Source organism: Stenotrophomonas sp. 05N37, assembly GCF_056397365.1.
In genome coordinates, this window is sequence record NZ_JBFTNG010000008.1 from 44,514 (window position 1) to 59,383 (window position 14,870).

12 protein-coding genes and 1 tRNA gene are annotated in these 14,870 nt (G+C 63.2%); all 13 read left to right on the forward strand.

The features are described 5' to 3' along the window. Position 1: 1 nt before the first annotated feature. The 13 genes from dtd (at position 2) to AC1DGC_RS17725 (ending at position 14,862) form a co-directional block, all read left to right on the forward strand. Positions 2-442 carry a D-aminoacyl-tRNA deacylase gene (dtd, locus tag AC1DGC_RS17665; protein WP_259209799.1) on the forward strand — a complete coding sequence of 147 codons (441 nt, stop codon included), beginning with the start codon at positions 2-4 and terminating at the stop codon, positions 440-442. Between the two features lie 88 nt (positions 443-530). Then, positions 531-2,378, forward strand: coding sequence for an RNA polymerase sigma factor RpoD (rpoD, locus tag AC1DGC_RS17670; RefSeq protein WP_259209798.1), 1,848 nt, complete (start codon positions 531-533; stop codon positions 2,376-2,378). Positions 2,379-2,578: 200 nt separating this feature from the next. Then, positions 2,579-2,776, forward strand: a complete 198-nt coding sequence (locus AC1DGC_RS17675; RefSeq protein WP_478048474.1) for a hypothetical protein — start codon at positions 2,579-2,581, stop codon at positions 2,774-2,776. Further along, complete coding sequence (locus tag AC1DGC_RS17680; RefSeq protein WP_478048475.1) at positions 2,773-3,438, forward strand: HipA domain-containing protein; 666 nt, start codon at positions 2,773-2,775, stop codon at positions 3,436-3,438. The genes AC1DGC_RS17675 and AC1DGC_RS17680 overlap by 4 nt, the downstream gene beginning before the upstream one ends. A 78-nt stretch (positions 3,439-3,516) precedes the next feature. After that, positions 3,517-3,592: transfer RNA gene (locus AC1DGC_RS17685), tRNA-Ile, on the forward strand. Positions 3,593-3,769: 177 nt separating this feature from the next. Further along, a complete protein-coding gene (locus AC1DGC_RS17690) occupies positions 3,770-4,984 on the forward strand; it encodes a tyrosine-type recombinase/integrase (protein WP_478048476.1) in 1,215 nt (404 codons plus the stop codon). Between the two features lie 401 nt (positions 4,985-5,385). After that, positions 5,386-6,051: a hypothetical protein gene (locus tag AC1DGC_RS17695; protein ID WP_478048477.1), complete on the forward strand. Its 666-nt coding sequence runs from the start codon at positions 5,386-5,388 to the stop codon at positions 6,049-6,051. A gap of 17 nt (positions 6,052-6,068) precedes the next feature. Then, positions 6,069-6,764 carry a hypothetical protein gene (locus AC1DGC_RS17700; RefSeq protein WP_478048478.1) on the forward strand — a complete coding sequence of 232 codons (696 nt, stop codon included), beginning with the start codon at positions 6,069-6,071 and terminating at the stop codon, positions 6,762-6,764. Positions 6,765-7,389: 625 nt separating this feature from the next. After that, positions 7,390-7,923, forward strand: coding sequence for an HNH endonuclease signature motif containing protein (locus AC1DGC_RS17705; protein WP_478048479.1), 534 nt, complete (start codon positions 7,390-7,392; stop codon positions 7,921-7,923). Between the two features lie 939 nt (positions 7,924-8,862). Then, a complete protein-coding gene (locus AC1DGC_RS17710) occupies positions 8,863-9,576 on the forward strand; it encodes a hypothetical protein (protein WP_478048480.1) in 714 nt (237 codons plus the stop codon). Positions 9,577-9,805: 229 nt separating this feature from the next. Beyond that, the gene (locus AC1DGC_RS17715) at positions 9,806-11,500 is read left to right on the forward strand and encodes a lytic transglycosylase domain-containing protein (protein WP_478048481.1); all 1,695 of its coding nucleotides are present in this window, start codon (positions 9,806-9,808) and stop codon (positions 11,498-11,500) included. After that, entirely contained in the window at positions 11,500-13,920 is a 2,421-nt protein-coding gene (locus AC1DGC_RS17720) for a hypothetical protein (protein ID WP_478048482.1), read from the forward strand. Before AC1DGC_RS17715 ends, AC1DGC_RS17720 begins: the two co-directional genes overlap by 1 nt. 234 nt (positions 13,921-14,154) lie before the next feature. After that, entirely contained in the window at positions 14,155-14,862 is a 708-nt protein-coding gene (locus AC1DGC_RS17725; RefSeq protein WP_478048483.1) for a hypothetical protein, read from the forward strand. Positions 14,863-14,870 lie beyond the last annotated feature (8 nt).

Genomic DNA, 14,870 nt, shown 5'->3' on the forward strand with positions numbered 1-14,870 from the left:
CATGCTTGTTCTGATCCAGCGCGTCACCCAGGCCAGTGTCAGCGTGGAGGACGCGGTGGTGGGTCGGATCGGCCCGGGATTGCTGGCCCTGGTGGGCATGGAGCCGGGCGACAGCGAGGCCGGGATCGCACGCATGGCCGATCGGCTGCTCGGCTACCGTGTATTTGCCGATGAGGGCGGAAAAATGAACAGGTCGCTGGCCGATACGGGCGGCGGGCTGCTGCTGGTGAGCCAGTTCACCCTGGCAGCCGACACCTCCAGCGGGATGCGCCCGGGGTTCAGCACCGCCGCGCCGCCCGTGGAGGCTGAACGCGGATTCAACCGATTGGTGGAGATCTGCAGGCAAAAACACGTTCCGGGGGTGGAAACCGGCCAGTTCGGCGCCCATATGGTTGTCAGCCTGGTCAACGATGGTCCAGTGACCTTCCTGCTCAGACCCTGACCCCGGGACCACCGCCCGGGCCGGCAGGGCGCCGGGCTGGTATAATGCTAGGTTCTATTCCTCTCCCTGCCGGTGGCGCGAGCACTACATGGCCAACGAACGTCCTGCCCAGCAAAACGACATCAAGCTTCTGATCAGCAAGGGCCTGGAACAGGGCTACCTGACCTACGCCGAAGTCAATGACCACCTGCCCGACGACATCGTCGACCCGGAGCAGATCGAAGACATCATCGGCATGATCAACGGCATGGGCATTGATGTCCATGAAGTTGCGCCCGATGCAGAAACCCTCCTGCTCAACGACGGCAACACCGGCAACCGCGAAGTCGATGACACCGCGGCCGAAGAAGCTGCCGCTGCGCTGAGCGCGCTGGACACCGAAGGTGGTCGCACCACCGACCCGGTGCGCATGTACATGCGCGAAATGGGTACCGTCGAGCTGCTGACCCGCGAAGGCGAAATCGCCATCGCCAAGCGCATCGAAGAAGGCCTGGGCCAGGTCCAGGCCGCGCTCGGCACCTTCCCGGTGTCGGTCGAATCGCTGCTGGCCGACTACGACGCGCACAAGGAAGGCAAGAAGCGCCTGGCCGAAGTGATCGTCGGCTTCAACGACCTGGTCGAAGAAGTGCCGGCCCCGGTCGTGGCTGAAGACACCAGCGACGACGCCGACGAAGACGCCGATGAAGACGACGACGGCGACGACGTTGAGGAAGAAGCCGGCCCGACCGGTCCGGACCCGGAAGAAGTCGCCCGCCGCATGCAGGCGCTGGCCGATGCCTACGCCGCCTTCAAGAAGGCTGCCGCCAAGGGCGACCGCAAGCCGCTGGCCAAGCTGCGCGACGACATGGCTGCCGTGTTCGTCACCCTGAAGCTGCCGCTGCCGCTGACCGACGTGCTGGTCAAGCAGCTGCGCGACGTGATGGCCGACATCAAGTCCCACGAGCGCCGCGTGCTGAACCTGGCGACCGTGACCGCGCGCATGCCGCGCAAGGACTTCATCCGTTCCTGGGAAGGCAACCAGACCAACCTGGAGTGGGTGGAAGACGCACTGAAGCGCAAGCAGAAGTGGTCCTCGGCCCTGCGTGACGTCAAGGACCAGATCATTGCCGAGCAGCAGGCCACGCTCGACATCGAAAAGACCACCTGGCTGGAACTGGACGAGCTGAAGGAAATCAGCCGCGCCATGGCCTACGGCGAAGCGCGTGCGCGCAAGGCCAAGAAGGAAATGGTCGAGGCCAACCTGCGCCTGGTGATCTCCATCGCCAAGAAGTACACCAACCGCGGCCTGCAGTTCCTCGACCTCATCCAGGAAGGCAACATCGGCCTGATGAAGGCCGTGGACAAGTTCGAATACCGTCGTGGTTACAAGTTCTCCACGTATGCGACCTGGTGGATCCGCCAGGCCATCACCCGTTCGATCGCCGATCAGGCGCGCACCATCCGTATCCCGGTGCACATGATCGAAACGATCAACAAGTTGAACCGCATTTCCCGCCAGATGCTCCAGCAGTACGGCCGCGAGGCCACGCCGGAGGAGCTGGCCAAGGAAATGGACATGCCGGAAGACAAGATCCGCAAGGTGATGAAGATCGCCAAGGAGCCGATCTCGATGGAAACCCCGATCGGCGACGACGAGGATTCCCATCTGGGCGACTTCATCGAGGACACCAACGTGGAGTCCCCGATCGAGAACACCACCAACATCAACTTGTCTGAAACCGTGCGTGACGTGCTGGCTGGCCTCACCCCGAGGGAAGCCAAGGTGCTGCGCATGCGCTTCGGCATCGACATGAACACCGACCACACCCTCGAGGAAGTCGGCAAGCAGTTCGACGTCACCCGCGAGCGCATCCGCCAGATCGAAGCGAAGGCGCTGCGCAAGCTGCGTCACCCGAGCCGGTCCGAGCAGCTGCGCAGCTTCCTGGATATCGATTGATCCCAGGCGGCCGGTAAGGCGTTCAAAAAGCCCCGCTTTGGCGGGGCTTTTTTGTGGGCGGCGGCGGGGCGGTGGGCGTTACCTCGCTGCGCGCTGGATCGGCTGCCCCGAGTCGTCACCTCGCCGCGCGCCGGATCGGCCGCCCAGTTGTCACCTCGCTGCGCATCGGATCGGCCGCCCACCTGCCCGTCGGCGAAGCTGTGCCAGCAGGTGCCCTGGCCGCGCGTCCGGGTATCACCCGGCCCACGCTCGCACGCTTGGTCGCCGAGGCGCGCGACCGCGTCGTACGCCTGGGCCGTACCCGCGCTACCGCCTATGCCGTGCGCCAGCCCACCGCGGCCGGCAGCGAGTGGCCGCTGTTCCGGCTGCGCGCCGATGCCACTACGCCGCACTGGTGAAGTTCGCCCAGCCCGCCGCAGGAGACGCCGCGGAGCGCTGGGCCGATCTGCTGGCATGCGAGCACCTGGCACTGACGTGCCTGCGCGATGCAGGCGTGCCTGCTGCTGCATCGCAGTTGATCCAGACCGACAGCCACACCTTCCTCGAAGTAGAGCGCTTCGACCGCACGCCGGACGTACTGGGGCGACGCGGCTTCGTCTCGCTGCTGGCGCTGTCCTCGGCCTTCGTCGGCGAGGCGACCACGACCTGGGGCGTGGCTGCAGAGGCGCTGCTGGCGCAGCGCTGGGTGGATCGCGACACCGCCACGACCATGGCGCACCTGCACGCCTTCGGCCGGCTGATCGGCAATAGCGACACGCATCAGGGCAACCTCGGCTTCCTTCTGGTGGATCGCGGCCCGCTGCCACTGGCACCGGTGTACGGCATGCTGCCGATGTCGCTGGCCCCCTCCCGCACCGGCGTGCTGCGTACGGCACGCCCGCTGGCGCAGGTGGCGCCGGAGCGCAGTGGCGACCTTGCGCACCTGCAATGGGCGGCGCCACTGGCGCTGGACTTCTGGCAGCGGGTGGCCGGGTCGCGGCTGTTGCGCTCTACGGCGCTGCGGGCGCTGGCGGCCGAGAACGCCCGCAGGGTGCAGGCAATGGGGCAGCGGTTTGGCTGAAAGCGGCGGCTGAGACGATTTCGGTGACGTTCGCAGTGGAAAGCAGCCGTTGGCGTCCACTACACTGTGCGGCCTCAAGGGCCTATAGCTCAACGGTTAGAGCAGAGGACTCATAATCCTTTGGTTCCAGGTTCGAATCCTGGTGGGCCCACCACATTGAAGTCCGACGACGTCCAGGGTTGTCCGAGCGAAGCGCGGAAACGCACGGAATTGAGCGATCTGCCGTCCGTCGGCGTCCGTCGGCGTCCACTTGCATCCGGCAAAAAAGTGAGTCAGGCTGTGAGCCAAGGGTCGGGAATTTCCTACCCCGACTCACTGGCGGATGACTCACATGCTCACCGACACCAAACTGCGTGCACTGAAGGCCAAGGACCGCCCCTACCGGGTTGCGGATTCCAATGGCCTTTGCATAGAGGTGCGACCGTCCGGATCCAAGGCATGGCGCTACCGCTACAGGTACGCCTCCAAGGCGAGCATCGTCACCATCGATGAGTACCCGTCGATGTCGCTGCAGCAGGCTCGGGCCGAGCGTGACAAGCTGCGAGCGTTGCTGCGAGGCGGAGCTAACCCGGCTCACGTCGCCAGGGCCGAGCGAGCGGCTCACGCTGACCGTGTTAACAGCACCTTTGGGGCCATCGGCCTGGAGCTGCTAGCCAAGCGGGCCAAAGAGGGGCTGTCCCCAGGCTCGGTAAAGCGCGAGCGGCGCCTGATTGAAAAGGATCTTGCGGCAATCGCTGCCATGCCTATCACCGACGTAAGCGCCCCTATCCTTTTGGCGGCCCTGCGTAAGCTTGAGCAGCGGGGTGTGGTCGAAACCGCCCATCGAGCGCGGTCCCATGCGGGCCGGGTCTTCCGCTATGCCCTGGCAACCGGCCGTGCCGAACGGAATCCTGCAGAGGACTTGGCCGGGGCGCTCGAACAGCCCAGGACTAAGCACTTCGCAAGCCTCACAGACCCCGAACAGATCGGCGAACTGCTGCGGGCCCTGCATTCCTACCAAGGCTCTCCAGTCACCCAAGCGGCCCTTAGGCTTGCCCCTTTGCTCTTTGTGCGCCCCGGCGAGCTTCGTGCCGCCAAGTGGGCTGACATTGACCTAGATGCCGGGGAGTGGCGGTACGTCACCAGCAAGACGAAGACCCCCCATATCGTCCCCCTGTCCGACCAGGCCGTGCAGGTGCTTGCGGAGCTGCAGCCGCTGACCCGGCGCAGTGAGTACGTGTTCCCGGGCGTCCGGAGTCCGTCTCGGCCCATGAGTGAGAACACGATCAATGCCGCCCTGCGGAACCTCGGCTTTGACGGAACAACCATCGTCGGCCACGGCTTCAGGGCAATGGCGCGGACGGTGCTGGACGAGGTGCTGGGGTTCCGTCCGGACTACATCGAACACCAGTTGGCGCATGCCGTACGCGATCCACTGGGGCGGGCGTACAACCGCGCCACCCATCTGCCCGAGCGACGCAAGATGATGCAGGCATGGTCTGACTACCTGGACGCCCTCCGTGAGAACGGCCGCAAGGTCGTCCCGCTGCGGAAAAACCGGGCCTAAAGGCTCACCTACAAGGGAGGAACGAAAAAGTAGAGGCACAGAAACAAAGCGGCCGAGAAAGGGGCTGGAACCCCTAGCTCGGCCTACCAAAACCGACTATTAGGAGTCGATCATGGATCGCAGCATTATAGAACCTGCGCGTGAACGGGCGCGCGTGGCCTCGAATACCCCCCGCACCGTGGGACTCGCCGGCTGCAGCCTGCTCTTCAGCGCTTGGGGCGAACGCAAGCAAACGCAGCCGAACGCAACCCGTCGCCCCCGACGCCTGCAGCTCTGGCTGGCCAACCACGGGGAGTCCAACCTCTACTGGGCCTGCACCCTTCTGTTTGCTACTGGTGTGCTACTGGCACTCCTTAGCGCACCCGTAGCAACCCCCTACTCGACCATGGGAGGGCAGTGCCATGCGAATCAATGACTTCGCCGCGTCTGCCGATCCGATTGACCGCCTTGTGGCGAAGGGCGCCCCTGTGCGGGCCCTTGTTGCCCTAGAGCCGGGCGGCGTTGAGTGGCTTGCCCTTCATCAGGACGAGCGCTTCCGCCTCTGCTATTACGACGAGAGCGGAGCTGTAGCCACCCAGGACGTGGATGCCGTGGGGCTTGTGCTGAGGGCACAGGAATTGGGCTGGACGGCCATGCGAGATTTGGAGCCGAGCTCCAGTCCCTGGCTCTTCGACCAAGCCTCCTACCACCTCCGTCATGGGGTCCATTGGTATGCGTCGGCGACGGACAGTACTGATGAGATGCTGCCGCTGGGCTTCCCGGCTGGCGTGCTGAAACGTGCGGCTAAGGCTCAGGAGCGCCAGATGGCCGCAGCGAGGAAGGAAAAGGAGGAGGCCAGGAAGGCTGCGGCTCGTTCACGCATGCAGGAGGCAGCGGAGGCCCGAGCCTGGCTGATCGAATACAGCGCGCAATTGCATCTGGACAGGGCGAAATCGTCGGGAACGCCGCTCACTGAGGCCAAGGCCAGAGAAATTGCTAGCATCTTGGTGGACGCTGTAGCACACAGACTCGCCTCGCCTGATTCTGCTCCGGCTCTGAGCGTAGGCGCGGATCCAGAGGAAAATTAATGCTCTAGGAGCAGTTTATGTCCAGCAACAGGGCCTTTGACCCTAACAGCACAATGGTAAGAGACACTCTCGCAGGCTCGGCAGAGTATGCCTTCTGTGTGCGTACGCTCGAAGGAAAACCTCGGCGGACTCTGTTCCGGGCAGAGAGCTTGGAGGATTGGATCCTCTCTGCCGTCCGCAGGGGACTCGCCGAACTGGCGCCATTCGAAAAGATGACCCAGAAGCAGCGGGAGGCGTGGGCGAAGAAGATTGTCGTCCACTGCGAGGCGCTGCGCGAGCTGCTGATCCCGTTCTACCGCGAGGGGTACGGGCTTGATTGGCCATTCCAGCCGTCATTAGATGGCGCAGCCCTCGAAAGTGCACTGAACTACCAAGCACAAATGGGAGTTAACTTCGCAGACGAGGACGACAAAGAGGAAGACCTTGTTCAGAAGCGCTTTGCCATCTACCACGGCATCATGACTGATCTGGGTTTGGTCTTCGATGCAATTCACGAAGGCGCTCTGATGCTACCGGAATTGAAAACAGAAATAAAAAAACCCAATGATCCCAATGTTAAGCGGCTCCGCTTTATCAGGCGACTGACCACGGATCTCCAGCGCGACTTCGGAACGCCGCATAGGGCAGTCGTATTGGCCCTAACCTCGCTCTTCTTCGATGCCAGTGACCTGGACGAGGCGTCCATCTCAAAGCTCGCACCGGTTCAGCGGTGACCCCCGGTTGACCCCTGAGTCAGATCCGTACTTTTGATTTTTGCTTCAGCCTGAGTCAGATATCAGATTTCCAATTTAGACGGCATGGTTGCGGCCGTGTCCAATCCTTAGATTTCGACTCACCTGCCGCTCAGCGGCTCCACGGTGCAGTCAATGGATACATATGGACACAGGGAGTTCCGGCCCTTTATCCCGGAATGCACGAAGGTCGGTATTGGCCGGTCGAAAGCTTACGAACTGGCAAAGGCCGGTCTGCTCGAAACCGTCCATATCGGCAACCGGCGTTTCGTCTATTTGGACAGCCTCTACAGTCTGCCGTCTCGACTGCTTACTGAAGCTGCGAGGTCGTCATGACAGACCATGACTTCAGTGGTCTGACGACAGAGCAGCGGCGCCTCCTTGATGCAGGCGGGTGGACAGCTGACGGTACGCAAGCAGCTCCATCCCGCCCCGCTGCGCAGCAGCTGGTTGCTCGAGGCGTTATCGAGGCGTACCACGCCACGCATGAGGACGACCACGGCTCGTACTGGGTGACCGAGTACTACGTGCCGCTCAACGTCCGGGCCTCCTGGCTGAACTTCAAGTCGCACCTCCCCGAGCAAGCTCAAGGGGCGGAGGAAGAGTCATGAAGCCGCAAGTAACTCCTGCACTTGTGCCACACGGTCCCTCCGGTCTCTTGGCATGCCTCGCCTCGGGGCGGGTCTTTAATGCAGAGGGGTTGGAGGTTGGAATCCAGACATCGGATACCTACGTTCGGGTCATCCGCAATGGGACTGCCAACTCTGCGCGCGTCACTTGGTACGCGCACAGAGTTGTCTGGGAAGCCGCTCACGGTCCCATTCCAGACGGGATGCAGATAGATCACCTCGACAGCGATGCGGGCAACAACGCGCTGTCCAATCTGGACCTTGTCACCCCTGCTGAGAACCGGGCGAGGCAAGCCCAGCGCAACCTGATGCGCTACGGATGCCGTTCCACCTACTGCAAGTTGACTCCCGAGCAGGCCCTGGCAATTCGCGACAGCGCAGGGGCCGTCCCCGACCGAGTTTGGGCTAAGCGCCTGGGGATCAGCCTCAGAACGGTAAGGGACATCCAAGCCCATCGAACCTGGACGCACCTTCCGGACACTGACCGATCCAAGAACAAACGGAAGCCCTGATCGGCTCTCTACCTATCGCCCTTGGGGGGTATATGAAACGAGCAGACAACTGCCGTCTGGAACGTCCTATTGGCCGAGGTAAGGGCGATGGGAGGTGACCATGCGCCAAGAATGTCAGACAAGAAGCGACCCCAGATCAAGGGTCGCGGCAAGGGCCCGCCCTTCCTGTCCATCGAACACCGCATTGCCGACTCAGACGAGTTCGGATGCCTGTCAGGACACGCTGCAAAGCTCTTGCTCGAGCTTGCACGGCAGTATCGGCCAGGCCGCAATGGGGACATCAGCATTCCTTGGTCCCTCTTGCGGACCCGTGGGTGGAAGAGCCAAGGCACTGTCATGGACGCAAAGCGCGAGCTTTTGGAGGCTGGGTGGATCATCGAGACCCGGAAGGGTGGACGGAACCGCTGTGGGCTTTATGCGCTCACCTACTACCCCATTGATGAGTCCCATAAGCACCAAGAGCCAGCCACCCACGTGGCACCGAACCTCTGGCAGCAACGGCGCGAACTGTAGTCGCTATGCGGAGCAAGTTGGTCGCTATGCGGAGCAGTGGAGCGAATCCTTGCTCCGCATACAGACCAAGTTGGTCGCCATGCGGAGCAGTCAGCCACTTATCCACACCCCCTATTGGTCGCTATGTGCACACCTATCTAGATATCTACCAAGCGGAGCAGCCTGCGCACTGGGTGTGATGGGCTCCCCTGGGCATCGCTACCGGGAGGCGCACTCTTGGACCTGAGACCACCGCGAACAGAACCAGCCACTGCGGGCGGCTTGGATGCTACTAGCACTGCTACTAGCATCGATACAGCACTGCTAGCAGCATCGGAGAGCAAACTGCCGTCTCGGCCAAGGAAGGGAGGGCCTTGGCAGGAAGGTTCAACCAACGTGGACCGGGCGTCCCGAGCGGTGGCGGCTGCTTACGGCTGCGGAGCGTGCATGGCGATGGTCTGGCATGCAAGTTGGGTGGAGGTTCCCGTGGCCGAGGACGGAACAGTGGATCCTGCCGGTTTGGCCATCCACAGCCGTGGCGCGGTTGTCCACGACGCTCGAAAGTACCTTCCCAGAGGACGACATGCGCGTGCGGCCGCCCTGTCCGCTTTCGATGCGGACAAAAGGCGGACAGTGGAGGCGTTCGACAACGCGACAAACATGCGTGCCGACGCGTCAAATCCTGATATGCACGCGTCGAGGACGAGGCGCGTCCATGCTTGGAGCAACAAGGCGTCCCCTGGTGTTGTGGTGATCCCTGCGGTTCGTCCGGTTCGTCCGGTCCTGATGGCGCTCGCTGACGCCGGCTTGGATGGGCCGCTGGAGGACTGGCTGATGCTCTATGCCGCCCAGCAGCTTTGGCGGTGGCCGCAGGTTGAGCTGTACTTGGTCGCGCTTGGCCACGAACGTCACCACGCCCGAGAGGCGGCTGCGCGGCTTCTGGGTCTTGGGCGTAGCTACAGGGACGGGGCAGCGAGCGAGGGTGTTAGGGAGTCTGCGTACCGCAACAGAGTTCGCGCGATTGAGCGGGTCCTGTGGGACTGGCTGGAGCGTGCGAGCTACGCGCTTTTGGAAGAGCTGGGCGAGGCGGGGAACCGCGACTGGAACGCGGGCGACGGTCTGTTGAGCCCTGGCGCAGGCAGGCCAGTCGCCGAGGCTTAGCGAGATATCCGCTACTGCTGCCGCTGTCCGGGCTGGGAGCTATTTACACCCGCCAAACGGTGAAAGTAATAGGGGCTCCAACTACCCAAGGGCGGGCCCCGGCGGCGACCACTTCGGTGGCGCCGCCTTCCCTTCTTCGCGCATGTCACGCACCGCTCCGTGAGTACTCAGTGAGTCCTCGGTGAGTACTCGGTAAGCGATGCGCAACTTGAGCATAGGACGGCAATTCATGAATTTCAGCCCACGAAACTTTTTCGGCCGTATGACCCCCGGCTGGCAGGATATGAGCGAGCAGGATCAAGGCGCTCTTACGCGTCGCGGCCTGCTGGCAGCCGGGCTGGGGATGCTCAGCGCCAAGAATGGTGGCAACTTCGGCGCCTCTCTCAGCGACGGCATCCAGTCAGGGTTGCTCGCGGTCGATCAAAGCGTTCAGGGGATGGAGAACGCCCGATACAAGAAGGAAATCCTTGCCCGAACCCGGCAGGGCATGGAGCGCAACGCCGCCATTGAGCAGGCCCAGCAGGGCGTGCTGAATTCTGACGGCTCGATCAATAGCGAGAAGTGGGCGGAGCTGGCTCGGTACGACCCGGATGGCGCGCTGGACCTCCGCAACAAGGCGCAGCCCCAGGCTAAATGGGACCCGATGGAGATCGCCTACAAGAATCCGCGCACTGGAGAGCCCGGATATCTCAACGTGCTGCGCAACCTGGCAACCCAAGAACTGAGAGACCTGCAGGGCAACGTCATCAGTGAAGGTTTCCTATCTCAGGATCCACTCGGTACGCAGCCGCAGATGCCGACAAGCGGTTTCTTGTCGAAGGACATGGTTCCGACGCTGGAACAGGCCGTAATGCAGATCGAGTCGGGCGGTAACCCCGCTGCTGTGTCGCCTAAGGGTGCTATGGGCACGATGCAGACCATGCCCGGCACGCTGGTTGATCCGGGTTACGGTGTCGCCCCGGCACGGGACCGCTCGCCCGCTGAAATGGAGCGCGTGGGCAAGGATTACCTGCAGGCCATGTTGAAGCAGTACGGCGACCCGCAACTGGCGCTTGCCGCCTACAACTGGGGGCCGGGGAACGTGGATAGGGCCATGAAAACCCATGGCGGAAACGTCGATGCGGTCCTCGCCAACGCACCGGCAGAGACTCGGCACTATGTTCCCAAGGTCTTGGCACTCGCTCAGGGTGGGCAGGACTCGCCCCAGATCGGATGGAAGCCTGCCAAGGCAGACAAGGAGCGCGAGAGCTACCGCACGCTCAAGGTCGACGAGATTGCATCCCTTGGCCTGCCGTCTGGAACCGTAGCCCAGATGGGGCCAACCGGCCAGATCCAGATTGTTAACAAGCCCCGCGACATGCCGGCAGGTGGTGCGGGACAGGTCATCGACAACGGCGACGGAACCACGACCTACATCCCGGCCGGTAAGACCAGCGAGGGCGAGCGCAACGCATCCGGCTTCTTCAATCGCATGGTCGAGGCGAACAACGAGATGCAGCGCCTGGAGGGGGCGGGATACGACCCGACGAATCGTCGCGACTACTACACCGCTGGCGGCGAAGTCCTTAACCCGCTTGCCACTGACGAGGGGCAGCAATACCGCCAGGCTCAGAACAACTGGGTGCGTGCGAACCTCCGAAAGGAATCCGGCGCAGCGATCGGTAAGGATGAAATGGAGCAGGAACGGCGGACGTACTTCCCGATTCCCGGCGACTCGCCTGCGGTCATCGCACAGAAGGCCCGAGCCCGTCAGGTAACTGAGCGTGGCATGCGTTCTGCTGCGGGTAGCGCACTGCCGGCTCCCGCACCGCAAGGGGCGAATGCGGTGCGAGGTGTGAACAGCCCTGCGCCCGGCACCGTGGAGGGTGGCTATCGCTTTAAGGGGGGTAACCCCGCTGACAAGAAGAACTGGGAGCGCATCTGATGGCAGGTCCGTGGGAAAAGTACCAGCAGGAAGCGGAAGTTGCCGCGTCACCTCAAGGACAGCCCGACCAAGGCACGAGCAAAGGCCCGTGGGCCAACTACGCGGCTCAGGCTGTCTCGGCTGACAGTGAGATGCCGATCACTGACCTTCCTGCCGTGCAGGCGCAGCGGCCTGACTTCAGCGGTGTAACGGCTACTGTTGACTCCACGGCGCAGAAGGTCGCTCCCGATGGCTGGACGTATGGCGTTGGCCGCGACGCGGCGTTCGGCGTGCGTTCGGCGATACAGGGCGCTGGAAGTCTAATCGGGGCCGCTGGCGGCGACGCCTTCAACAACTACATCGCCAATCCCATCGCGAGGGCCGTTGGGTTGCAGGAGGCGCGGCCGTATCGCGAGGAAGCGCAGGCATTTGCCAATACCCTCGGCCTCCCCCAAGCGCAGACTTCGGGCGACCGCGTTATGGGGGACGTCGGCGAGGGCCTGACCGGCACTGCCTTGACGTTGGGGGCGGGTGGCTTGGCGAGCGCAGGGCGTGGTCTTGTACAGCGGACCGGGCAGTTCTTCGCTGCAAACCCCATCCTCCAGACGGCAGCGACCACCACCGGGACGCTGGCAAGCTCGGGGGTTAAAGAGGCTGGCGGCGGACCTAGCGCTCAAGTGGCGGCTGGCCTTGCGGCCGGGTTCGCGCCTGGCACGCTCGCAGCACTCGTTCCGGGCATGCGCGGCGGCATCGTGCCGGCTGCTGTGGCCCAAGGGACGCGAGGAGCACTGAGGGGGAGGAACGCGGTTGGCGCGCCGGTCACCTCTGCAGACATTCAGCAGACCGTGGGGGACTTCGCAGCCGTTGGCGCAACTCCTAGCGTGGGGCAGGCTACTGGTGGTCGTTTCCCCCAGGCCGTCGAAACGATGCTGGGGAACGTCCCGGGCGGTGCGGGCCCCATTGCCCAGCTTGGTGCTAAGCAGTCCGCCGCAACAGGACAGGCGGTCGAACAGTACGCAGTGGGGCTGTCTCCGCGTGGCCGACCAATGAGCCCTGAGCAGGCGGGCCGCACCATCTTGGAAGGTGTTGAGGGCAAGTCTCCCGTAGCGTTCGTACCCAAGACCGCAAAGAAGGCGGAGGAGCTTTACGACCGGGTTTCGAAGCAGATCGCCCCTGGCGCGCGAGTGCCCGTAGAGAACACCAAGCAGGCGCTATCCGATCTTAACGCCTCCATCGAAGGTGCGCCCAATGTTGCAAAGCTCTTCCAGAACGCCAGGATCCAGGGCATTGAGGCTGCCTTGGGAAAGGATATCGGCGGTGCGGAGGCGGCTCTGCAGCGGCCTGAGGTGCGCCAGCAGGCAGATGAGCTTAGGCAGCAGTTGAATGCCCAAGCACAGCAGGCCAGGGCGGAGAACACGCGCCTCCAGACACTGGGGATGCGTGCCTCACAACCGGTCGCGAGTCCTCAGCAGATTGACGAACAGGTTAAGACCGCAATCGCTGGGATGGCGGACAACCAGATCCCGTATCAAGCCCTCACCAAGCTGCGGACGGTCGTGGGGAAGGAGCTAGACAACTACTCCCTGGCGGACAACGTGCCTCGGGACAAGTGGAAGGCGCTCTACGGTGCGCTGACACGCGATATGGAGGCGGCCGCGACCACCCCGGAAGCCCGGCAGGCTTGGAAGCGCGCAAACGCCTACTACGCTGCCCGAAGCAACCGCATCGACTCCATTGCCCACGTGGTGGACAAGGGCGGCGGTCCGGAAGCCGTTTACAAGGCGGCATTTGGCAACACGAAGGAAGGCGCCACCACGCTGCACGCGGTCATGCAGTCGCTTCCCAAGGAGGCGCAGCGGGAGGTTTCAGCGTCGTTTATCCGCCGAATGGGCCGGGCGACGGGCAGCCAGCAGAACGCCGACAACGACGTTTTCAGCATGGAGACGTTCTTGACGAACTGGGCAAACATGAGCCCGGAGGCCAAGCGGGTGTTGTTTGACCGCCACGGAATGGGCTTCCGCCAGGATATGGACAAGATCGCGCGGATGACAGAGAAAATCCGGCAGGGAAGCGCAGTGTTCCGCAACCCGTCTGGCACGGGTCGGCTCATCTCGCTCATCACCCAGTCGGCGGGTACGGCGAGTAGCGCGGCAACTGCAGCGATGTCCGGTAGTCCGCTCTTGGGGGCCGGAATCGTAGCTGGTTCGGCTTCATTGGCCGCGGCATTCAACGGCCTGGGCCGACTAATGACCAGCCCTGGCTTTGTGCGCTGGGTGGCGAAGAACGGGGAGAAGCCCGTCGGTGAATTGGTCGCTCAGACTCAGATGTTGCGGCATGTCGCCGAGTCAGAAGACAACGACGACGTAACCGAACTGGCAGATCAGCTCGAGGCTATGAAGCGACAGCAAACCCCGCGTAGACAAGCACTACCAATGCGATGAGCAGGACGGGAATAGCAACAACCAGCGACACGAAGGCGAACCCGTAACGGGCATCTTTGCGGCCGTCAGATGTAGCCCTCTCCTCCCACGACTGGGGCAGGGGGTACTGGGTGTTCTTCCAAGCATCCATTGCAGTCGGTCCCAAGGGTTGGCGACGCCAGCATACACCCGCCCCGGGCGACGAAATCTCACCAGTAAATGAATGGGCTAAACCAATAGTCCTAGGAGAGGCATGTGGCACAACGCAACTTTTTGGGCCGGACGACCGGCAGGGTCGGGGAGCGATTCCTGTCGGGCTCGAACAACTATGACCCACGGACGGGGCAATACCGGAACGTGATGCCGGGGCTTATTGGTCGCGCGGCGCAGACGGTGATTGGTGCCTTTGGCGGCCCGCTAATCGGGGCGATAGCGGGCAGGGGCATCAGCAAGATGGTTGATAGGTACGGGAAAGACCCCGGGTTTGTGCAGGCGGAGTCGATTCCAATCCCGATGGACTGGCGCGCCCCCCAAATCACTCGAGGCGAATTCGCTGCTCCTTCGGCCACGCCGCCCACTATCGCCAACCTCGGCCTTGGCGCTCAGTCCCCCGGTGGAGATTGGGCTGGCTACCTGCAGGGCGCTGGCTCGGCCAACAACTTCGGCAATCAGGGCTTCATGCGCCCGGGGTCGTTCACCAACTGGTCGCCTACGAGCGGCTGGGGCAAGCAGCTCATTGCCCAGCAGCCCACGCCCGGATCACTAGGCGGCTTTGGAAACAACGTGGGCGGCTTCCTGAGCGGCGGAGCGGGCGGGGCGAGATCGCCGGTTGCCTCGGCAGGCTCAAGGGCTGGCCTTACCCGTGCTGGTGGCTCCGCTGCCGGCTGGGTCAACGCACTGAACACCGGCGAGATCCTGGGCAAGTTCCAGGGCGACCCCGAGAAGTACACCCGGGCGACCTGAGGGGGTTA